At 51.2% G+C, this 21988-nt stretch carries 21 protein-coding genes; 11 read left to right on the top strand and 10 right to left on the bottom strand.

Going from position 1 to position 21988, the window contains the following annotated elements; translation table 11 throughout:
• The first annotated feature begins 908 nt into the window (after positions 1-908).
• The 3 genes from FCN78_RS14045 to FCN78_RS14035 all read left to right on the top strand — a co-directional run bounded on the left by FCN78_RS14045 (position 909) and on the right by FCN78_RS14035 (position 3529).
• Complete coding sequence (locus tag FCN78_RS14045; protein ID WP_069363125.1) at positions 909-1208, top strand: DUF6916 family protein; 300 nt, start codon at positions 909-911, stop codon at positions 1206-1208.
• 160 nt (positions 1209-1368) lie between these two features.
• Positions 1369-1800, top strand: coding sequence for a hypothetical protein (locus tag FCN78_RS14040; protein WP_077486740.1), 432 nt, complete (start codon positions 1369-1371; stop codon positions 1798-1800).
• A 184-nt stretch (positions 1801-1984) separates the two neighbouring features.
• Positions 1985-3529, top strand: a complete 1545-nt coding sequence (locus tag FCN78_RS14035) for a BCCT family transporter (RefSeq protein ID WP_069363123.1) — start codon at positions 1985-1987, stop codon at positions 3527-3529.
• Between the two features lie 77 nt (positions 3530-3606).
• On the opposite strand, the gene FCN78_RS14030 is transcribed toward FCN78_RS14035, so the two are convergent.
• The 6 genes from FCN78_RS14030 to FCN78_RS14005 form a co-directional block, all read right to left on the bottom strand.
• Complete coding sequence (locus tag FCN78_RS14030) at positions 3607-5010, bottom strand: aspartate aminotransferase family protein (protein ID WP_077457181.1); 1404 nt, start codon at positions 5008-5010, stop codon at positions 3607-3609.
• Between the two features lie 32 nt (positions 5011-5042).
• Positions 5043-6602, bottom strand: a complete 1560-nt coding sequence (locus FCN78_RS14025; protein ID WP_077658999.1) for an NAD-dependent succinate-semialdehyde dehydrogenase — start codon at positions 6600-6602, stop codon at positions 5043-5045.
• Positions 6603-6866: 264 nt separating this feature from the next.
• Positions 6867-7355, bottom strand: a complete 489-nt coding sequence (locus FCN78_RS14020) for an Lrp/AsnC family transcriptional regulator (protein WP_069363120.1) — start codon at positions 7353-7355, stop codon at positions 6867-6869.
• Between the two features lie 10 nt (positions 7356-7365).
• Positions 7366-8361 (bottom strand): N(2)-acetyl-L-2,4-diaminobutanoate deacetylase DoeB, encoded by a 996-nt coding sequence (doeB, locus tag FCN78_RS14015; RefSeq protein ID WP_077457175.1) that lies wholly within the window; start codon positions 8359-8361, stop codon positions 7366-7368.
• 157 nt (positions 8362-8518) lie between these two features.
• On the bottom strand, positions 8519-9706 hold the full coding sequence (gene doeA / locus FCN78_RS14010; RefSeq protein ID WP_069363118.1) for an ectoine hydrolase DoeA: 1188 nt from the start codon (positions 9704-9706) through the stop codon (positions 8519-8521).
• Positions 9707-10153: 447 nt separating this feature from the next.
• Positions 10154-10696, bottom strand: coding sequence for a copper resistance protein NlpE (locus FCN78_RS14005; protein WP_077459104.1), 543 nt, complete (start codon positions 10694-10696; stop codon positions 10154-10156).
• 255 nt (positions 10697-10951) lie between these two features.
• Here FCN78_RS14005 and FCN78_RS14000 point away from each other — a divergent pair, with 255 nt between their 5' ends.
• From FCN78_RS14000 to FCN78_RS13975, 6 genes are all read left to right on the top strand, one after another.
• Positions 10952-11641: a type 1 glutamine amidotransferase domain-containing protein gene (locus tag FCN78_RS14000; RefSeq protein WP_476658656.1), complete on the top strand. Its 690-nt coding sequence runs from the start codon at positions 10952-10954 to the stop codon at positions 11639-11641.
• Between the two features lie 132 nt (positions 11642-11773).
• Entirely contained in the window at positions 11774-12448 is a 675-nt protein-coding gene (locus FCN78_RS13995; RefSeq protein ID WP_077459105.1) for a response regulator transcription factor, read from the top strand.
• Positions 12445-13734 (top strand): sensor histidine kinase, encoded by a 1290-nt coding sequence (locus tag FCN78_RS13990; protein WP_077659000.1) that lies wholly within the window; start codon positions 12445-12447, stop codon positions 13732-13734. Before FCN78_RS13995 ends, FCN78_RS13990 begins: the two co-directional genes overlap by 4 nt.
• A 75-nt stretch (positions 13735-13809) precedes the next feature.
• Entirely contained in the window at positions 13810-14568 is a 759-nt protein-coding gene (locus FCN78_RS13985; RefSeq protein ID WP_158014686.1) for a MipA/OmpV family protein, read from the top strand.
• 26 nt (positions 14569-14594) lie between these two features.
• A complete protein-coding gene (locus FCN78_RS13980; RefSeq protein WP_201258647.1) occupies positions 14595-15686 on the top strand; it encodes an alpha/beta hydrolase family protein in 1092 nt (363 codons plus the stop codon).
• Positions 15687-15756: 70 nt separating this feature from the next.
• Positions 15757-16236 carry a YaiI/YqxD family protein gene (locus FCN78_RS13975; protein WP_077659003.1) on the top strand — a complete coding sequence of 160 codons (480 nt, stop codon included), beginning with the start codon at positions 15757-15759 and terminating at the stop codon, positions 16234-16236.
• A 42-nt stretch (positions 16237-16278) separates the two neighbouring features.
• On the opposite strand, the gene FCN78_RS13970 is transcribed toward FCN78_RS13975, so the two are convergent.
• Positions 16279-17181, bottom strand: coding sequence for a LysR family transcriptional regulator (locus FCN78_RS13970; protein ID WP_077659004.1), 903 nt, complete (start codon positions 17179-17181; stop codon positions 16279-16281).
• A gap of 168 nt (positions 17182-17349) precedes the next feature.
• Here FCN78_RS13970 and FCN78_RS13965 point away from each other — a divergent pair, with 168 nt between their 5' ends.
• Positions 17350-18219: an MBL fold metallo-hydrolase gene (locus FCN78_RS13965; protein ID WP_077659005.1), complete on the top strand. Its 870-nt coding sequence runs from the start codon at positions 17350-17352 to the stop codon at positions 18217-18219.
• Positions 18213-18839 (top strand): DsbA family protein, encoded by a 627-nt coding sequence (locus FCN78_RS13960; RefSeq protein WP_077459112.1) that lies wholly within the window; start codon positions 18213-18215, stop codon positions 18837-18839. The genes FCN78_RS13965 and FCN78_RS13960 overlap by 7 nt, the downstream gene beginning before the upstream one ends.
• Before the next feature lie 68 nt (positions 18840-18907).
• Here FCN78_RS13960 and FCN78_RS13955 read toward each other — a convergent pair whose 3' ends face one another.
• The 3 genes from FCN78_RS13955 to FCN78_RS13945 form a co-directional block, all read right to left on the bottom strand.
• Complete coding sequence (locus FCN78_RS13955; RefSeq protein ID WP_077659006.1) at positions 18908-20071, bottom strand: DEAD/DEAH box helicase; 1164 nt, start codon at positions 20069-20071, stop codon at positions 18908-18910.
• Positions 20072-20198: 127 nt separating this feature from the next.
• Positions 20199-20399, bottom strand: a complete 201-nt coding sequence (locus FCN78_RS13950) for a hypothetical protein (protein WP_069363105.1) — start codon at positions 20397-20399, stop codon at positions 20199-20201.
• A 113-nt stretch (positions 20400-20512) separates the two neighbouring features.
• Positions 20513-21814, bottom strand: a complete 1302-nt coding sequence (locus FCN78_RS13945) for an MFS transporter (protein WP_077650158.1) — start codon at positions 21812-21814, stop codon at positions 20513-20515.
• Positions 21815-21988: the final 174 nt, after the last annotated feature.

Genomic DNA, 21988 nt, shown 5'->3' with positions numbered 1-21988 from the left:
TGGTGCGGGAAATTTTTATTTTGGCGCGGTTCGCTGGCATAAATTGAGCCGGTATGCTGTGCGCAATCCCAGTTTATGTCAGATTTATTACGTTGTTCACAATTTGAACGGCACGCAGTGGCACAGTGGCAACCGTGTGCTTTACTGAAAGAGTCAGCCGAGCTGACACACAATTTGGTAGATGATTAGCGCGCAGTGACGCGCCTTAATGAGTTAAGACCCCGTTAATGTCAGGCGCCCATGACGACACCTTGTTAGCCGCCAGCCAGGCCATTAACACAAGACCATGCGGTAAGGACGCTCAACGTAGTGAGCACACGGGGCAACGTAAAAAGCGTTTCATTGACCAACAACCAACAAGGAATGCATCTCGAAGCCGCTCAGCAGAGCGGCTTTCTCTTTTTTGGGCCTAGCGCCTGACGCATTGCATATGCACGTAATATCCTAAGCCGAGTGTTTTCTCGCCCTGTGGCTGACTGTGTATCCACGCTCCCTGTTATGTGCTTAACGGCTCGTGCATTGTCTTTTTGTATCACGAACTTGCCAATTCTCTGCCTAACGGTGATCGAATTTGCTTTCCGATTCGAAATAATATAAGACTGTGACGTAGCGCCGCATTCGGCGCTTGGCATTAATATCGTTCATTAATCTGGTAGAGAGGTGTTCGATGAACAACAAAAGCAGACGTTTGTGGTATTACTACAAAACGAAGTCCAATAAGACCCGCCAAGTTAAAACGGCTGGGTCAGCATAATCAAGCGTGAGTCAGGCAACCATCGGGTTGCCTTTTGTCGTTCTAAGCGATTGAAAAAATCACTAAGCTATTGTGCATTGTCGAATTTTTCATCTAATCTTATCAGTAAAGCTTTCACAAGCGCATTGACCCAAACAGGGGCGCGGGAGGGACGATGAATGTACTATCTTTCCAGCATGTCAATGAATTGATTAATGAAACGATCACGCTCATTGATGGAACGGATACGGAATATGCAATGACGCTGGCGCGTGTCGACACTCATCCTGGCCACGGTGATGAGGTGGGCGGGCAGGCGGTAGAAAACTTCAGCCTGGTATTGAAAGGGCCGGAAGACACCCGCTTTCCGCAAGGCAATTACCTGCTTACCCATCCAGCGCTTGGCGAGCAAATCCTACATATGCTTCCCGCGGGCGATGCCACCTATACCATCAACATCAACACGCAAGCCTAATCGTTCTGTGGTCGCTCGCGGTTGCCCATTGGGCCTCGAGGTAGTTAGCGACCAACACTGATTAAATAACCGCCAGTCAATAAGTTACTTTTCCCTTTTCGTAGATTAGTCATGGAAATTGAGTAGAATAAGGCCGCTAAGCTAGCAGTAGGGAGGTCATATGTTTGCCTGGCTGAGTGGCTTATTTGAAAAAGAACAGCTGCAATCGTTTGTTTGGGTAAGAGACATTATGGCGAGCAACCCTAAAGGGAGCTACGCCAAGTATAAAAATTATTACGATCGCCACGTGAATCGCATTCTTAAGGGTTATCACAAAGACTTTCTCCGCTTTGAGAAATTCGCCGCCCGTAATTACAAATACAGCGACCAATCGATTTTTATGGCGATTAAAGTTGCCAATTATGCCTATCAACTTGGTCAGATGAAAGTGGCCGCTTGCATTACCGCGGCAGTGATTTCGGCGTGTAATCGCGCAAAAAAAGGCGAGTCACAGGTTCATCCTAAATTGTATCGCGCTACCGTGGTGTTGCATAAAAAAGTGCTCGAAACGGGTAAGACGAGTAAGACAGAGAAATCGAAAGCGCCAGCGTGACAAAACAGTGTTGGGTAAGTTTTGTCCATTTAACAAAAATGTCATATTCCTATTCAGCCCCCGCCACGGCTGAATAGGTGATGCTTGTCACGTTTTTTCCTTCTTTGACTGTAACAATTTGTTCTGGTCATTCATTCGCCACACTGATAGAGTCCCGTCCCTCACACACCTTGTGAGCGAACTAATGCTTAAATCTACACAAAATAATGACCGTCTCGTTGCCGTATTTACCATCGGCTTTGTTGCTGTCTTCCTTGCCTTTGCCCTGTTTGACCTGAAACACTTCTCATCTGTTATCCAGTCTCTGTTTGCTGAGTCTGCCAATCTTTTTGGTTACTGGTGGCAGTGGTTAATGGTGATCAATTTCGTACTGGCGCTCGCGATTGGCGGCAGTAAATTTGGTAAATTGAAACTCGGCGCCACGGATACTGTCTCGATGAGTCGTTTCCGTTGGGTTGCGATGATCATGTGCACCCTACTTGCGGGTGGTGGGGTATTCTGGTCAGCCGCGGAACCTATCTATCACTTCATGACCCCGCCGCCGGCGTTAGGTGACATGGAAGCGGGTGTAATGGATACCGTCGCCCCCGCACTGAGCCAAAGCTTTTTCCACTGGGGCTTTTTAGCCTGGGCCGTGTTAGGCACCTTGGCAACCATCGTGCTGATGTATGCCCACCACCAAGCGGGTGTGCGCATGCGTCCTCGTGCGTTGTTGTATCCGCTACTTGGGGACAAGCTGGAAAATCACTGGTTAGGCTCTGTGATTGATGCTTGCTCTATCATTGCTGTGGCTGCCGGTACCATTGGCCCAATCGGCTTTCTGGCGACCCAGCTTGGCTACAGCCTAGAAAGCTTTGCCGGTATCGAAAACACCATGCCAATGCAGATGCTGATTCTGGCTGCCGTCGTGGCGATTTACTCTATCTCTGCATTTACCGGGATGGATAAGGGCCTACAATGGCTGAGCCGCATGAATGTGATTGGCGCTGCCGTATTGCTGGGTGTGGTGATTGTGCTGGGGCCAACTGGCTTTATCTTTGAGCAGTTTGGCTCAGGCTTTAGCTACTACCTGAACAACATGCACACCCTCGCGCTGAATACCGATAACGGCAGCTGGAATGCATGGTGGACATGGTTCTTCTGGGGTTGGTTTATTGGTTTTGCACCCATGATGGCAATCTTTATTGCACGCATCTCGAAAGGCCGTTCGATTCGTGAATTGATCTTCGCCGTTGCGATTTGTGCACCGATTGCGACTAACTTCTGGTTCTCAGTACTGGGTGGTACGGGTATCTTTTATGAGTTGCAATCGCCTGGCAGCATCTCTGGTCCAATGGCGGATGCGGGCTTGCCGGCGATCTTGATTGCGTCCTTGTCACAGCTGCCTTACAGCGTGGTTCTGATCCCAGCCTTTATGTTGCTGACCACCACCTTCGTGGCGACCACGGGTGACTCAATGGCGTACTCGATTGCGATGGCTGTATCAGGTGACAACCAGCCAACTCGTCGTCATCGTCTGTTCTGGGCGATTGTGATGGGTGTGGTTGCCGGTGTACTTCTGCTTGCCGGCGATGGTGGCTTGAATGCGCTTCAGTCGTTTATCGTGATCACCGCCGTGCCTGTGTCTTTCTTGATTGCCTTTACCTTCATTACCGGCCCGATTGCGGTGATGCGGATGCAACAAGAAAAAGAAGCGAACTTGGCAGTACAGCCGGCGACGGCCAGCTAGTAAGACCTGAGCCTGTTAATGAGAAAAGCGCCGCGTTGTCGGCGCTTTTTTTTGCTTATTGGATAGGAGTCATCACGCTATTTGGGTTGCCATTGTCCGCTGGTGACCAGCTTATCCATCACCTTATCGACAGCGACTTGCGCTTTGGCGACAATTTCATCCACCTCATTAGGGGTGACCACCAAGGGTGGGGCGAAACCAAGAATATCGCCATGTGGCATGGCACGAGCGATCAAGCCTTGCTCCATACACGCGGCGGCGACCTGTGGCCCCACTTTTAGACTGGGGTCAAAGTGGCTGCGGTTGGCGCGATCAGGCGAAAACTCAAGCGCATGGAGCAAACCGACACCACGGCTGTCACCAATCAATGGGTGATCCGCAAACGCGGCTTTCATTTTCATTTGCAGATATTCACCCGTGGTCGCGGCGTTCTGAGTCAGATTCTCGCGCTCGATGATATCAAGGTTACACAGAGCGGCTGCCGCGCCCAGTGGGTGGCCAGAGTAGGTGTAACCATGACCAATCGCGCCCCATGCATCGGTACCATCTTCCAAAACATCCCACACTCGGTGACCGATCATCACCCCGGAGAGCGGTTGATAGGCAGAGGTTAACCCTTTGGCAACGGTAATCAGATCAGGCTTCATATCGTAGTAAATCGAGCCAAAATCACTCCCGATACGACCAAAACCACACACCACTTCGTCGGCGATCAACAAGACATCGTATTTATCCAGCACTTTGCGAATCGCCGCCCAGTAACCCTCGGGGGGCGGCACAATGCCACCGGTGCCGAGTACCGGTTCGGCAATCATCGCCGCGACGGTATCCGGGCCTTCAGCAAGGATCATTTTCTCCAGTTCATCGGCACAATGTTGTGCGAATTCAGGCTCGGTCATCCCGGTGTCTTCACGACGATAATAGTAGGGGGCCATGGTGTGTTTGATACGCTCAATGGGCAGATCAAAATGCGCATGGAACAGTGGTAACCCCGTGAGTGACCCGGATGCGACACTGGAGCCGTGATAACCCCGATCCCGTGAGATGATTTTCTTTTTCTCAGGCTTGCCACGCGCATTGTTGTAGTACCAAACAATCTTGAGCTGTGACTCATTGGCATCACTGCCTGACATGCCGTAATAGACTTTGCTCATGCCGGGAGCCATGTTGATCAGGCGCTCCGACAGCGTCACCAGCGCTTCGTTGGTGTGGCCCACATAGGTGTGGTAATACGCGAGCTTTTTCGCTTGATCGTAGATGGCATCGGCCATTTCTTCGCGGCCATAGCCGATATTGACGCAGTAGAGCCCGGCGAAGCCGTCAATCAGCTCAATGCCCTCTGAATCGGTAATGCGAATGCCTTTCCCGGTCTCAATCACTCGCCCTGGCATCTCGCCATGCGCATACTGCTTTAAGTGCGTTGAGGCGTGGAATACGGTGTTTCTGTCTTTTTCCAACAAGGCTTTTGTTTCTGGACGCATGATCAGTCTCCTTATCCGTCAGCAAACCTGAATTAGCTGCCGCTCACCGTGGGCAAGCCACCTAAACAGTAGTATTTGATTTCACTAAATTCGTCGATGCCATAGCGGCTTCCTTCACGGCCTAAGCCCGACTGTTTGACGCCACCAAAGGGAATCGGGTGGCCGGTCATTTTCACTGAGTTGACACTGACCATGCCGACTTCAAGGCCGCGCAGACAGCGCCAAATATCACGAATATCATTGCCGTAGACATAGGCTGAGAGCCCATACTCGGTGTCGTTGCCCATCGCAATGGCCTCATCCAGATTGTCGTAGGCAATCACGCCCGCTACCGGGCAAAAGTTTTCTTCTTGGTACACCAACATATCCGGCGTCACTTTGGTGATAAGCGTAGGCGCAAAGAAGTTTTCACCGAGGTTGGGGTTGAGCTTTCCGCCCATCACAGTCGCCCCTTTGGCAATAGCGTCATCGACGATTGCTTGCGCTTTGTCCACTGCCCGTGCGGAAATGAGAGGGCCAATATCAGTACTGGGCAGCAAACCATTGCCCACTTCAAGTTCATCCATCAACGCGGCGAAGGCATCGACAAAGGCTTGATGTTTGTCGCGTGGCACCAAAATTTTGTTGGCGGCCAAGCAATCTTGCCCCGATGTTTGGAACTTGGCATCGATGGCCGCGCGCGCCGCTTGTTGAATATCCATATCAGGTAGCACAATGAAGGGCGCATTGCCGCCAAGCTCCATGGCAGACTTTTTTACGGTTTGCGCACTTTGCTCGAGCAATAACCGACCGACACGTGTTGAGCCGGTAAAGCTTAGCGCTTTAACGTTGTCACTTTGACAAAGCTGGGTGGAGACCATGGGGGCGTCGCCCATCACCACGTTAAATACACCGGCAGGGATCCCAGCACGTTCCGCCAATTCGGCTAGGGCGAGGGCTGAGAAAGGTGTCTCTTCTGCGGGTTTGACGATCACACTACAGCCAATCGCGAGAGCCGCTGCCGCTTTACGGGTGATCATCGCATTAGGAAAATTCCATGGGGTGATCAAGGCGGCCACGCCAATAGGTTCACGTAATGTCGCTAGGTGCGCATTGGGAATGTGGCTAGGCATGGTGTCGCCATACACGCGTTTGGCTTCTTCGGCAAACCAGTGAATAAACGACGCGCCATACTCGACTTCACCCTCGGCGTCGCGCAATGTTTTGCCTTGCTCGAGCACCATCAGATGCGCGAGATCGTGTTGGTTTTCCATGATGAGGTCGTGCCATTTCATCAACAGCTTGGCGCGCGTTTCGGCCGACTCCGCGCGCCACAAATGGAAAGCGGCTTCGGCGTCATCAATGGTTTGATTGATTTGCGTGGCGTTGAGTGATGCGGTGTAACCAAGCACTTCGCCCGTCGCGGGGTTGAGCACCGGCGTATCAGAGTCACCATTCACCCATTTACCATTGCAATAGGCGAGCTGGCGAAAAAGACGCTGATCGTCGAGGTAGGCAAGCACGTCGGAACTGGCTTTGCCGGCGATATCATGACGCAATGCATTGGCTGCGCTTCCCGAGTAGTGAAGATCGCGTGATTGGAATACGGTCATACTCCCTCCTGATTGAAAATCGCCACGCTGCCTATCAGCGTTTGCCTACTGTTACTGTATGCAATGCACGAAAAAGAGGTTTTTTGTTCAGGTGCGGGATTAACGAAATTTTTTCTGAAACCGCGCAATAGCAGGAGAAAATTTTCTGATCACACGAGAAACGGGCATTTGCCGTGATAATGTGACAGGTGACAGATATTGCTCAGAGGTTAACAACGCATGCGCGAGCGTCATTGAGCATGCGTAAGCAAGGATAAGTCTGGTTTAACCATTAGCAGCAATGTCTGGCGTTTCAAGCGGTAAGGTGAGAGAGGGGCGCTTCACTTGCTTGGTGACGATGTAGGTGTAGTACTGTTTGATGCCAAGGTCGTCAGTTAGCCAGCTGTCGATAAGGCGCTGATAATAGTCGATATCAGTGACACCAAGGCGAACGATATAGTCTATCCCACCGCCTGTCGCCCAACATTCTTTGACATCGTCGCAGGCTTGCATGGCGCGCTCAAAGCGTTGAAAGCTGTCGACATCGTGCTGGCCGAGAGTGATTTCGACTAACACGGTATTTAACTTCACCACTGCATCCGGGTTGATACGAGCGCCATAGCCCTCGATGATCCCCGCTTGCTCGAGCCGTTTTACCCGCTCCCAACAAGGGCTCACAGACAGGTTGATCGCCTGTGCGAGGTTAGATTTGGTAATGCGGCCATCTTGCTGCAGGATCTGCAAGATTTTGATATCGAATTTATCCAGCTTCATGGCCCCTCCGTTAAACAGGCTCGGCAATCACCGCAAAGGTATCGCCGATGTAAATCCGTCCCAAGTGACGTTTGGCCAGTAAAATACCGTCGCGTTCGGCATAGTAGGGAACGGGCTCGGTGCCAGTACGCTCGATGTTATGCACTTTACCAATCAAATCGCCTTTTTTGATGGTCTCGCCCAAGTGCACACAGAACTCAATAATACCCGCGTGTTCACTTTGTACATAGCAGTGTTTATCGGGTAACTCGAGTTTGACGGGCGCGACTGAGGGGTGGCGATAATCGTCTTGTAGAATGCCCGAAAACACTAAAAAGTTGTGAATACCGCGCTGGGTAATCGCGATCGATTCAGGGGTGCTGGTGCCACCGCCACCCAGTTCGGTGGTGACAAATACTTTCCCTTGTTGCTCTACCGCCGTGTCGTACATGCTGGTGGCATCCATTTCAGTGGTTTGTACTTGATAGGGAGCACCAAACAGGCGAGCCCCTTCGGCACAGGCGTCGGCTTGTTGAAGGTTCTCCAAGCGGTGTGAAGCCGCATAGGGAATAAGATCTAAGGTTTTACCGCCTGAGTGAATGTCTAAAGCCGTATCGCACTGCGGGATCAAATACCGAGTGAAGTAATCGGCAATTTGCTCGGTGACACTGCCAGTGGGCGAGCCGGGAAACGCGCGGTTCATGTTACCTTGATCCCAAGGCGAGGTACGCGTGCCTGCGGTTACTGCGGGCGCGTTCATCATCGGTAATATAATCACTCGGCCTTTGATATCACTGGGCATCAGTTGGTGGCAGGTATTGAGTAATGCAGTAATGCCCTCGTATTCATCCCCATGGTTGCCGCCTGTGAGTAGAGCCGTTTTTCCCTCGCCGTTTTTAATCACAGTGATCGGAATGGTGACACAGCCCCAAGCGGATTGGTCGTGTGAATGAGGCAGTTTAAGAAAGCCATGCTGTACACCATCGGCATGAAAATCGACGGTGGCTTCAATTGCGGTGGGTTCCATAACCTCTCCTTGTGATCTGTTGTGACGCTCAATCCGGCGGAAACGGGTAAAGTTTAATCTTTAAATCATCACCTTACGAGTGTAGCTAAAAACAATAATCAGGCTGAACAGAAAAGGGCACAAGTAGGGTACCCCGTTTCTGACTCGTTATACCAAGCTAATGTTTGACAAACAATTGGCGCGGTAGATCGCACAAAGTTTGCGCACCATCGCGGGTGATCACAATGCTTTCTGTGGTTTCGATACCCCAGTCTTTCATCCACAACCCTGGCATAAAGTGAAAGGTCATTCCCTCACGCAACATCGTCTGATCGCTTGGGCGCAAGCTCATGGTGCGCTCGCCCCAATCGGGTGGGTAGCTTAATCCTATCGGATAACCACAGCGCGCGCCTTCTCGATCAAACCCATAGCGTAACAAGGCATCGTTGAGGGCGTTGGCAATGTCTCCGCATGTGTTGCCAGGCTTGGCGACCGCGAGACCTGCTTCGAGACCGGCCTGTAAAGCCTCATCAGCACGCAAGAATTCATAGCCCGGCTCTCCTAAGAAGATAGTGCGAGAGAGTGGGCAGTGATAGCGGCGATGCACCCCGGCGATTTCGAAAAAGGTGCCTTCTCCCCGTTTAAACGGACGATCATCCCACGTTAAGTGAGGCGCTGCCGCATCACCGCCCGAGGGTAACATCGGCACGATCGCGGCATAATCCCCAAAGTGACCATCGTGGCCGACCACCGCGTGTTTATTGATTTCGGCCACCAGTAGGTGCTTGGGTAAGCCGGGCTCGATCATCTCAAAAGCGACGCGGTGCATGTTCTCCACGATGCGGGCGGCCGTGTGCATGTAGGTGAGTTCTTGATCGGATTTGACCGCGCGACACCAGTTCACCAGCCCAGTCGTATCGACGAGGGTTGCCATCGGTAGATTTTCTTTGAGCGACTCAAAGGCGGTGGCACTGAAATAGTAGTTGTCTTTCTCAACGCCGATGCGGCCACGATCCCAATAACGTTCTGCCAGGACGTAATTGCAAAGGTACTCCATGGGGTGGAGCGGTGGATTCATCACGTAATGGTCAGGATAGTAGGTGATGCACTCAGCGCTCATGTAGACAGTACGCAGCGCACCATTGGCGTCTTGGATACGACCGAACCACAAAGGGTCACCCGTTGCGCCAATCACTACGCACTGAGGCACATAGAAAGACCAGCCATCGTAACCGGTAAGCCACGCCATGTTGGAGGGGTCGTGCACCAACAAGGTGTCGATTTCATGTTCTTCCATGGCATAGCGAACCTTGGCTAAACGGGCGCTGTATTCTTCGTGAGAGAACTTCAATACAACGTCGCTCATACGCGTGACTCCTGTTCAATACCACGACTGTGGCGCTGATAAACGTACTACTGACCGGTAATCAAACTTGGATCAAGTATGATTACCGGTACAGAAAGGTGCCGTTTTTCGGTCTTCTTATCGAACAAACGGAGGAAGCGCGAGTGCTGCGCGGTCTTATCCAGGCGACTCTACTGTCTGGTGCGGCTGTTGCTTTGTGAGCCCGTTCGGCCTGCTCACTGGATAAGATTTTGTTTCGCCTCTATTTAAGAGTTAAACCATAGAGTGAAAACCCGTCAAGTTATATTAGCAACAAATTTGTCACTAAACTGCCAATTTGTGCAGACAGGCAAGTGTTGGCGTGAAGCGCGAAAGCGTGGGAAGGGGATAGAAAATATATGAAAAGGGCCGAGTGCTGGTTGATGGTGCCAGCGCTAGGCCCTTATCACGTAATATGGCGGTGATAGATTACTGCTTTTTCAGGTGATACATCTCAGCAAGGTCGCCTTCGATGGTTTCGCCATTCATGTCTTGCATGATTACCTGGTTTTCCGCCACAAAGAAGTGGTTAGGGCTGTCAGTCAGGCCTTCAAGGATCACGACACTGCCTGTTTCATCCCACTTAAAGGTGCCTGATTCTTTAAGGGCTTCTCCCTCTTTGCCCAGGTAGGTTTTGGTGAGTGAATACGTGTTGTCTGGGTTCAGTGTTAGTGTGGTATCAATACCTTCACAGTCGGCGCAGGGCACCACACCTTGGTAAGTACCGTTCCAGTCTAGTGAGGTTTTAGCGTTGTGGTGATCAACCATTTCAGAAACGGTGTTTTCTGCGCTATCGATGGCGTTTTCTGCACTATCCATCGCTTGCTCTGTGCCTTCTTTCACTGCATTTTGGGCGTCGTCCAGGCTAGATTCGATTTGCGACTGCGCCTCTTTTGGTTCGTTGGTTTGCTGTTCACAGCCGACAAGTGCGATAACCAGTGCCAGTGGTGCAAGTAAATAGGTTTTTTTCATGTGGACCTCATTTAATGTGTTCAAGCTAAAACGTTGCTGGATTGCCAGCGATGAATGGCTCCATGATAGGCGTTTGCTGCGCTTGGGTGTCATTATTGCGCTAACATTAGGTCAGCGTTAGACAATCAACGTAAAAAAACCGTCAACTGATGAGAGTGATCTAAGCGACCACCTTTTACGTTATCACCCTTGTCTTGTTAGTCTACTCAATGAAAACCAAGCAAATACTACCCAAACGCGTGACAATAAGGAGCGATGATGCAACAACATAAAATTTTGATGGTGCTGACATCTCACGATGCCATGGGCGATACGGGACACAAGACAGGCTTTTGGCTTGAAGAGTTCACCACCCCTTATTACGCGTTTAAAGATGCTGGAGCAACAGTCGTTGTTGCCAGCCCGAACGGCGGTGCGGCGCCGATTGACCCAAACAGCGAGGCGGAGGATGCGCAATCCGAATCGACTCGCCGCTTTGATGGCGATGCTGAGCTGCAAGATATGATTAATAACACCGTCAAGCTGAGTGATGTGAATGCATACGAGTACGATGCGATTTTCTACCCCGGTGGTCATGGCCCATTGTGGGACTTGGCGGAAGATCCGACTTCACGTCAGTTGATTGAGACCTTCTACTATCAGGGCAAACCCGTTGGTGCGGTATGCCACGGCCCGGCAGTGTTCCGCCATACGCGTTCAGATCGCGACGAGCCACTAGTGAAAGGGAAACGGGTCACTGGTTTTACCAATGGCGAAGAAGCCGCCGTTGGCTTGACTGAGGTGGTGCCGTTTTTAGTTGAGGATATGCTCAAAGAAAACGGCGGTCTTTATGAGAAAGCGGATGACTTTACCTCGTATGTGGTTACTGATGGCAACTTAGTGACAGGGCAAAATCCGGTGTCATCTGAAGCCTGCGTCAATGCGGTGTTGGCATTGCTAAAGTAAGTCATATGATAGTCTCTCGATGAAAGCGCCTGCGGGCGCTTTTTTGTATCGGACGAGATCAAGAGAGTGGGGTGTATTTTATCCAATAGATTCGTGTAGATTAAAAACGACACGGATAGAAGAGCACGCCGCATGAAAATACTCATCATTGAAGATGACCACGATCTCAGCTTAGCGATTTCAGAATATTTAGAGCTGCATCATATCGACTGTGATTTTGCCTATAACGGCGAAACGGGTATTCAGCTTGCCAGCCAGCAGACGTTTGACTGTGTGATACTCGATAATATGCTGCCCAAAACACAGGGTATGGCGGTTTGTCGTGAGCTGCGCGAACAGGGTATTGATACCCCGGTGCTAATGCTGACTGCGTGTGATGCGGAAACCGACCAGCTTGAGGGCTTTCGTGCTGGTGTGGATGATTATGTGGTCAAACCTTGCACCATGCCCTTGTTGCTCGCACGTTTACAGGCCTTGCATCGGCGTCATCACCCGGTGCGAGAATGTATTACCATTGCCGATCTGACGATTTATCCCAAAGAGCATATCGCGTCGCGCGGTGACACGCCGCTTAAACTGACCCCCATCGGCTGGAATATTTTAGTGTTGTTAGCGCGCCGCTCACCCACTGTGGTGTCCAAAAGCGATATTGAAGAAGCGATTTGGGCTAGTGAGGATGTGCGGCAAGGGACCATTAACGTGCACCTTCACCATTTGCGTAAAGTGGTTGATAAGCCCTTTGCTAAAACGCTGATCCACACCCATGTCGGCATTGGTTTGTCCCTTTCTGAGGCTCCGCCTGTATGAGCCAAAGTCCTGTTCGAAGCCTCGCGGCACAATCGCGCCGCCAGCTTTTGTTGATGGCGGTGGCGGTCTTTATCGGATTATTGGCGCTTGTCACCGTGTTTAGTTTTTATCAAATCAGTCAGGCAGGCAAAAACTACATGCGGCTCGATGCTATCAAGCTAGAGCAAAAGCTGGCCGCCGATCCTAACTATCCATTGCCCCAAAGCGACACTGTTAGTGCGTATCGAGATTGGCAGGCTATCCCAAAATCGGTGCGTGATTTGTTTTCCTCGAAGCCGATACAGCCCGATGATCCAATTGAAATACAACGCATTAATGACAGTGGAACGCGTGAGTATGGCTACTTGTTGTACTCCGACCAGCACCTATCGCAAGGGTTATACCTGGTTGAATTTGAAGCGGCTGAAAAAATCGAGGCATTAGCCGCCATGATTGTCGAGCGCTCTTTGGCCGATGCCAGCGTGTTAATTGCCGCTTTTATGCTGGTGCTTGTCACCGTGATTGGGCTGTTGTTCAACAATGCACTGAAGCCACTGAAAGAGTTGGTGGCATGGTCGGCGCGAGTAAAAGCCCACCCAGATCAAGCTATCAATGTGCGCTTTTCGGTACGTGAGGTTAACCAAATTGCCGATCATTTGATGGCCTCGTTGCAACAAGTGCGTGAGTATAACCAACGAGAGCAGCAGTTCTTAAAGCATGCCAGCCATGAACTGCGCACCCCCTTGGCGATTATGCAGGCTTCCTTGGATACCTTGTCACTGCGCATCGATGACAAGGATGCTAGTTATCCGGCATTACAGCGCGCCTCGCGTGCCAACATTAATATGATGGCGCTGTCTGAATCACTGCTTTGGCTGGCAAGGCAACATCCAGATAAGGCTCGCCAATCAAAGGTCGACCTTGGCTCGCTGTGCGCAACCCTGGTGGATGAGCTGGCGTATCTTGCTGCGCATAAGCCAGTGACTGTCCATATTGACAATCAAAGCGACTACATCTCTATCGAGAGGGAGTTATGGCGTATTGCGATCGCCAACCTGACTCGCAATGCGCTCACTTACAGTGCGTCCGGCGTGATTGAGATTAAGATCACCAACGGGCAGTTTTCGATTGCTAACCCCATCGATTCAGGCGTGAACGAAAATCAGATCGGATTTGGTCTAGGTCTACAACTTGTTGAGCGTATTGCCGGTCAGCTCAACTGGCATTTTGAATTTCAGTGCGACGCTCAGATGGCGAGGGCGATTATCAATTGGGAAGCCGCACACAATTTGAGGGACGAGCCTTAAGGTTTTCTTAATACTGGTTGTTTCAAGATAAGGGCGAACTCTCAGTTACTATTTCGCCATTATGGAGAATCGCCGGTGAATCCATTTGTCACACTTATCTGTTTAGTTTTGACCTTGGTGCCTTGGGTTGCGCACGCGCAAACCGACAGCGTGTCTGGGGATAATTATCTGACCGTCGGGTTGGTTGGCTATACCGAGCCGTCGATTTATACAGATGGCGAAGATGACCAAGACATCGAGCTGGTGGTTGAGGCGCAATGGGAGGGAATTTTTTATCGCAACGACACCCTAGGTGTATATCTGGCCGAGGGCGACAGCTGGTATGTGTCGGCGGGTGTGGGCGACGATGTGTTTGGCGATCACGCCCGCGGTGACAGCAAAACCCTCAAGGATATGGAAAGCCTTGATAAGGTGTATACCGCTAATCTAACTACGGGCTGGATAACATCGGTGGGCTACTTTGAGCTGGGCTATCATCATGATATCTCGAACAATCATAATAGCGGCGCGGTAGTGGCTCGCTATGGCGCTCCCATAGAGCAAGGCCAGTGGGTGGTGGACCCACAATTGTCGCTGACTTGTGTGGGTCGCGCGGTCAGTCGTTATTATGTTGGCGTGTCAGCGCAAGATACCAAAGCTGGCCGACCCACTTATCAACCTGATCAAACCTGCAAATTCCAATCCGACCTCAATCTTTATTACACGCTTGGCCGCGCGCATCATCTGTTGTTGGGGGTGAGCTATCGCCACTATGGCGATGAAGTATCAGACAGCCCTATTGTTGATAGAGACGATCTTTGGTCGTTCAATACCGGCTATTTATACACCTTTTAGCGGTAATGGGTGGAGGGGGAAAGGGGATGAAGTGGCTAAAGCGAGGGTTGATAGCGTTGGTGCTGATAGGCGCGTTTGTGGTGATAGCCATGGATGACCCCTATGCTGGCTTGGATCGTCAATCCATTCAGTTTAACGCCGGCGATAATCAGCTCGCGGGCGAATTGATTTTACCCTCAGGAACAAAGACACCGCATCAGTGTGTGGTGTTTGTACATGGTTCTGGTGATGTGCCGACCGATGCGTTTGGTTATTACCTCCCACTTTGGCGAGTGTTAGCGGCCAATGGGTGGTGTGCAATGTCTTGGCATAAGCCGGGCGTCGGGGATTCAAGCGGAGATTGGCAGTCGCAATCGATGCAAGATCGCGCTGATGAAGTCGCGGCGGCGATTCGCTACTTGCGCCAAACCTTGGGGCTAAAGGATGGCAAGTTGGGGTTGATGGGCTTTAGCCAAGCTGGCTGGGTGATCCCTAAGGTGGCGCACCAAGTGGAAGATATCGACTTTTTAATCAGTGTAGGCGGGGCGGTCAATTGGATGGCGCAATCCGAGTATTCTGGACGTCAACGGCGATTAGCCGCCGGCTACAGTGAATCGGCTATTGCGGCCGAGCAAGCTGCGGAGGCGAAAGTAGATGCCTTGATTCAATCCGGCGCGTCTTATCAGAACTACCTAGACCAAGTAAATCAGAATAAGAAAGCGCCCATGAGCGAGGCTTTTTGGCAATTTGTAAAACGTAATTGGGCCTCGGATGCGACCAATGATTTAATCGATCTCGACGTGCCCATGTTAGCGTTATTTGGTGCGCGGGATGCTTATGTCGACTCGGATAAAACCGCTTCAACCTATCATCAACGGCTTGCTAACGCGCCGCTGCCTTTTTATCACGTGCGTGTGTTTGAACATGCCGATCACAGCCTACTGCGCACCGACAACATCGCCAATGCGCACAGTGAGCGTCACCGCTGGTTAACACTGGCACGAATTTGGTGGCAGGGGGACGCAGCGTTTGCAGATGGCGTGATGCCATGTTTAACGTCTTGGCTGGCGCAGTTTGAGAGCGGGTGGCCAATGCAGACTAATATCTGCTCGCCTGAGCTAAACGCGGATACGACCTAGGGGTCACGTTTCATTTTGCGGTGAATTGAGGTTTAATGCAGGCATTGACGCTAACGCTAAGAGAACCAGCATGCAAATATGGGTAGATGCGGACGCTTGTCCGGTCGCGATGCGCGAGATGATTGTGCGCGCGGCGCACCGAACACAGATTCAAGCCACCTTTGTAGCCAACCAATTTATTCGTTTGCCGCCGTCGCCCTATGCCAGCGCACGTCAGGTAGAAAAGGGCTTTGACGTGGCGGACAACCAAATTGTTGCCGAGGCAGAGACGGGCGATTTGGTGATCACCCAAGACATTCCACTCGCGGATGAAGTGATTGAAAAGGGCGTGACAGTGATTAACACTCGCGGTGAATTGCTGACCAAAGAAAACATCCGTTCTCGGCTTAATATCCGTGATTTTATGGAAACCATGCGCAGTAGCGGCGTGCACACCGGCGGGCCTGCTCCGCTTGGTCCGCAGCAAAAACAAGCCTTTGCCAATCAGCTTGATAAATGGCTGGTTAAAGCGCAGCGTTATCATGCCGCGCAAGCAAAATCGTCTGATTAAGCCGGCCCGCTTTTTCTCTCATCACTCAATTTTTTGTGCTCGCTAAATAGCAACCGGTGCCCACTCGCTATCTGCGAAGTGGGCAATCAGCGCATCTAGCAATGCGCGCACCGCCGGTGGTTGGTTGCGACGTGACGGATACAAGGCATAGATATCCATCGCCTTGGGTTGCCAATCGGGGAGTACCACCTCCAGCTGACCTCGCGCAATGGCACTATGAGCCAGATACACCGGTTGCATACTCACGCCCATGCCCTGAATGGCAGCACTGAGTAAGGTGGTCGCCTCGTTGGCAGACAGCTTGCCTTGCACCTCAACCGCGGCGTGTTCCTCGCCTTTGTCTAAATGCCAAATTGGCCGATCAAATTGTTTGTAACTGAGACAGCTATGCGCGGTGAGATCCTCCGGTGAGCGGATTGGTGTATGGGTGGCTAAATAATCCGGTGCCGCCACCAAGACGGAATCACACGCGGCGATCGGGCGACCAATTAGGGAGGGATCCGGGTTGGATGCAATACGGATGGCAATATCAATCCGTTCCGCAATCAAATCGACCGCCTTATCCTGTACTTCAATATCCACATCGACCCCGGGGTGAGCGGCCATAAAGGGTTTTACCGCGGGGATCAGTTGTGCAAAACCAAACGACATACTGGTCGCCACCCGCACTTTGCCAGTCAAGCCCGCCTCTTGCTGCCATTGCTGTGTCAGGGCATTGGCTTGCTCAACCCATTGTTCCAGTTGTGGCAAGCTTTGCTCGCCAGCGGAGGTTAACGATACTTTGCGTGTGGTGCGCTGCAATAAACGCACGCCTAACCAGTCTTCCAGCGCTTCGACATGGCGAGTCACCATCGGGCGCGACATCTCGAGCCGATCGGCAGTGGCGGTGAAACTTTGCGTAAGGGCTACATCAATCAATACGCGGGCGGCAGTCAGTGTGTCCATATCAATCTCATCTATGCTTAAGAGCTAGTCGTTCATAACACGATACGATCCGTTTACATGCTCGAGTTATGAAATAATGATGTAAATTATTAGCTATATATCTGAACAAGTCGAGCCCGTAAACTGCGCAGCATCTCAACACCGAATGCAACCCAATGGAGCACGACGATGAAATTGATAAAAACCCTAGCTGCCTCTTTATTACTGACTGGTAGCGCAATGGCAGCTAATAATGCTGAACCTTTGAACCTAGACGTGTATAACGCAGATGGAAACAGCTTCCACGTAAACTCAACCTTGGTGTATGGCGAAACCGAAGCCATGGTGGTTGATACGGGCTTTACTAAAGCAGACGCGCTACGTATTGCCGCTAAAGTGTTGGACTCTGGGAAAGAGCTGACCACTATCTTTATTAGCCAAGCTGACCCAGATTACTACTTTGGCGCGGAAGTGCTGCACGACATGTTTCCTGACGCAAAAGTGATCACCACACCGGCAGTGCGCACCACCATTGCAGAAAAACTGGACGGAAAAATGGCATTTTGGGCCCCAAAAATGGGTGACAATGCCCCGCAAAACCCTGTGGTGCCAGCTGCTTATACCCGTTCATCACTGACACTGGATGGCCGTAAAATTGAAATTCGCGGCGCGAAAGGCGAGTTGGCGCACCGTCCGTATCTTTGGATCCCAGCCAACAAAGCGATCCTCGGTAACGTCGCTGTGTATGGCAATGTTCACCTTTGGATGGCAGACGCACAATCCGACCAAGCACGTGAAGGTTGGGCCGCACAACTAGAAGAAATGGCAGCACTGAAACCTGAAGTGGTGATCCCAGGCCATATGAAAGCAGGCACGGCACTAAACGCTGACACCATCACCTTTGCCCAGCAGTATTTGCAAGACTTTGCCGAGGCGAAAGCCAACAGCAAAGACAGTGCTGAGTTGATAAAAACCATGCAAGCGAAATATCCGAAAGCCGGTTTGCCGATGGCTTTGGAAATTGGTGCGAAAGTGCACATGGGAGAGATGGAATGGTAAACGTCCACTATGTTTTTGACCCAATGTGTGGCTGGTGCTTCGGCGCCGCCACCTTGATAGAAAGCCTAAGTAACAACCCTGAGATTAACTTGCAGCTTCATCCAGGTGGTATGCGTGAGCGTGCGCCGATTGAAGACAGCTTTCGTCAACACATTTTGGCGGCAGATCAAACCATTGCTGATCAAACCGGACAGACATTTGGTCAAGCTTATCTTGACCGCGTGGCAAGCGACCAGCCGGTAATTTTGGACTCCTTTATTACCGCGCAAGCTATTCTCGCTGCCCAGCAGCTTGATGGTCAGGGTGCAGAGATGCTGAAACGGATCCAGCTTGGTCATTATCAGCAAGGTCGCTCCGTCTATGAAGCCGACACGCTCGCAGAGCTTGCCAGTGAGATGGGGATAGAGGCAGAGGCTTGGCAGCAGGCGATGAAAGGCGCCGAGCATGACGTGATGCCCGCGGTGAATCAAACCCGTCAATTGATGGCAGCGCATGGCTTGCGCGGTTTTCCATCCATGCTGGTGGAGCAAAACGGTCAATGGCAAGCCATCACAGTGAGCCAATACTATCGCCGCCCAGACGCATGGCAGGCGCTGTGGCAAACACTGACTCAGGCATAAAGCAAACAAAAACGGCGAGCACCAGGCTCGCCGTTTTTATTTTGTTGCAATCATAGTCTACGTATTCGTCACTTGGGCGCGGTCAGCGGCACCGGCTTTTTGGGCTCAAAGCCTTCGATGATGCGACGTTCAAGTGGGTGCCCGAGACGTGCTTCAACCATGCGCAAGTTTTTGGTGTTGTCTTTTGATACCAGTGAAATCGCTTCGCCTTGAGCACTGGCACGGCCGGTACGGCCAATCCGATGGACGTACTCGTCGGCCGGGAAGGGCAGATCATAATTAACCACGCGCTCGAGCGACTCAATATCAATGCCGCGTGCGGCGACACCGGTGGCAATTAAAAATTGGATGTCTCCGTTTTTAAAGTCTTCCAGCAATTGGGTCCGCACGGCTTGGCTGCGTCCACTGTGAAAAGCTTCAGCGGCAACGCCACGTTTTTCCAGCTGGGTGGCGAGTTTGGCGGCGCCATGTTTGGTTTCGATAAAAATCAACGCCTGCGTCCAGTCATTGTCTTTAATCAAATGACTAAGTAGTGCGGACTTCTTGTCTTTATCGACTGGAATACACCACTGAGTAATGTTGTCTTTCGAGGCATCTCGTGCGGCAATGCTGATTTCTTTGCCTTCATCACCAATGGTTGCTTTGGCTAGATCACGCACTTTATTAGACAAGGTGGCAGAAAACAGCAGACACTGCGTGCTTGCCGGCAATCGGTCGAGAATATTCTGAATGGCATCAATAAAGCCCATATCGAGCATGCGATCGGCTTCATCCAGCACCAGCACTTCTACTTCATCTAGATAGACGGCACGTTGGCTGAGTAAATCACGCAACCGTCCCGGCGTAGCGACTAAAATGTCGACGCCCTCGATCAAGGCTTGCTTTTGTGCCTGCTCGTCCATGCCGCCAACCATTGCCAAGGTTTTTAGCGCCGTAAACTGGCTGTCTTGACGTGCGCTCTCTTCAACTTGCAGGGCCAGCTCGCGAGTGGGAGCGACGACGAGTGCGCGTGCGCGCTTTTTTCGTCCCGCTTCACCGGCAGATAGTTTATCGATGATAGGCCAGATAAAACTCGAGGTTTTCCCAGTGCCCGTTTGTGCTGCAGCAATCAGATCATGCCCTTGTTGGATGATCGGAATCGCTTTCGCTTGAATGGACGTTGGCGTGGTAAAACCGCGTTGGGCAATGGCTTGGCAAAGCGGGGCGCTTAACCCTAGTTTTTTAAATGGCATAACAGACTCAACAAACAAGAAGCGTGTGCCCGCGTTCCCGCCCAGACACACTGAATGGCGTGGAGTCTAGCACGAACCTTACAGTAGCACGACGTAAAATCTGCTGGTGTACTCGTCACGGTTTATTCTAGGCCGCGTACTTTCTGAGCTCATGAGGATATACCCGCATACCATTGAGCGTGTTTTCATACACGGCTTGCTCGCGGAGGTAAGACCAGGCATGGGCCTCTGTCCCGGTTTGCGCCGCTAATCGATCGATAACAGCGTCGATATTTCGGCCAGCATAGTCTTTATGAGGGGTAAAAAGTTCCTTAATCGCGGATAACATAGCACGCTCCTTATGTGTAACTAAATTACATTTCAGTATGAATTTATCATAGTACGTCTTTTAAACGTGATCAATGTTAAACCATATGTCGATATTAAATGATATTTTTGTAATTAATTTTCATTGGTGCGGTCTTCTTCAACGGCTTCGATCTCTTCTTCTATTTCCACACCGCGATAAGGCTCACCTTCTTCATCATGTAGTTGATGATCATAGGCCGCTTGTAGGCCAGTGTCCTCAATCACGTCTTCGTCCCACTCTTGTTCGAGCTGACGAGGGTAAAGTGGAGAGATAATGGCAACCACAATGCTGGCGGAGGCAAATACCGAAAAAGCGCCAGCATAGCCCATTTTTTCAATCAATATGCCTAACACCGGAGAGCCGATCGCTTGGCCGAGTGATACGGCCATAAAAGGCAAAACAGGTCCGAGGGATAAGCGCCCGGGGAGAAGTCGGATCCCGGTCATTAGGTACAAGCCAGTTAAACTCATGTAGGCAAGCCCGAACACGAGAGCGGAAAAAAGCGTGATTCCGCTGTTGCCAGGACTGGCGGCAATGAGTGCCATACTTGCCGCCAACATCATTAACATTAATGAATGGGTAATTGGAGGATTGTTACGATCTGCAAGATCTGCGGCTATTGCTCCGCCTAAACCTGCAATGCCAACGGCAACCCATAGCCAAGCGGTTGTATCAGTAGGAAGCGCGCCAAGCGTAATAACCAAATCCGGTGCGAAAATCCAGTACGCGGCAGAGACAAATCCCATCGCGAATGCAAACAACGATAAACGGAACAGCCGCGCCCATTGTAATCGGCTGATCGGTGGCGCAGGAGCGGCATCTGTGGGTGTGACAGGCGAGACAGATGGCAACATCCGCCAGGCGGCTACAATGCCAAGTGTCGCAAGTACTGCAAAAGACAAATAGGCCGTGCGCCAAGCCGATTCGAGCAGCAAGACTACAGGCACAGCAACGACTACACCAATGCTGGTACCCGCATTCATCACTGAACTGACTCTACCATGCAGCGCGCGATTAACGATAGCCTGCATGGCAGCGGTGAGGGCGGGCATCATCAAGCCGGTGCAAATGCCGCAAGCAAACACACCGACAGCTAGTGAGACACTGTTAGTCGATTGACTGATGACGGCGAGGCCCAGAGCGCCAAATAAACCAGAAACAATTGCAGTGATTCTTGCGCCAATGCGATCGGCTATCAGCGGCGCAAAACCAGTTGCGATCACAAAGCTAATCAACGGCAGGGCACTAATCATACCTATCTGCGAGGGGCTCAGTGCTAAGTCATCGCGGATCGGTGGGACGAACAGCCCGAATGCAAAGCGGGCTAATCCGTAGCTTATGGCGATAAGTGCCGCGCCTAGTACCGCAAACTTGCTGCTAGATGGATAGGTCATGGGCCTCCTCATTCTTTGGCTCTGCCAGCTTGAATATTGCACCGGTTGGTGATGAGAAAATTGTTGTGGTTCATATCGGTTACGTCCAGCTTTTTGATTCGACAACATGGATCTTGGTTACTCAATAACCACAATAACCTTTCTTTTTGTAGCACATTAAGTTGGTTGGGATTT

Source organism: Salinivibrio kushneri (assembly GCF_005280275.1).
Taxonomy (GTDB): domain Bacteria; phylum Pseudomonadota; class Gammaproteobacteria; order Enterobacterales; family Vibrionaceae; genus Salinivibrio; species Salinivibrio kushneri.
Note: the sequence above shows the minus strand (reverse complement) of the source record. Positions and strands in the feature narration are given on the sequence as shown.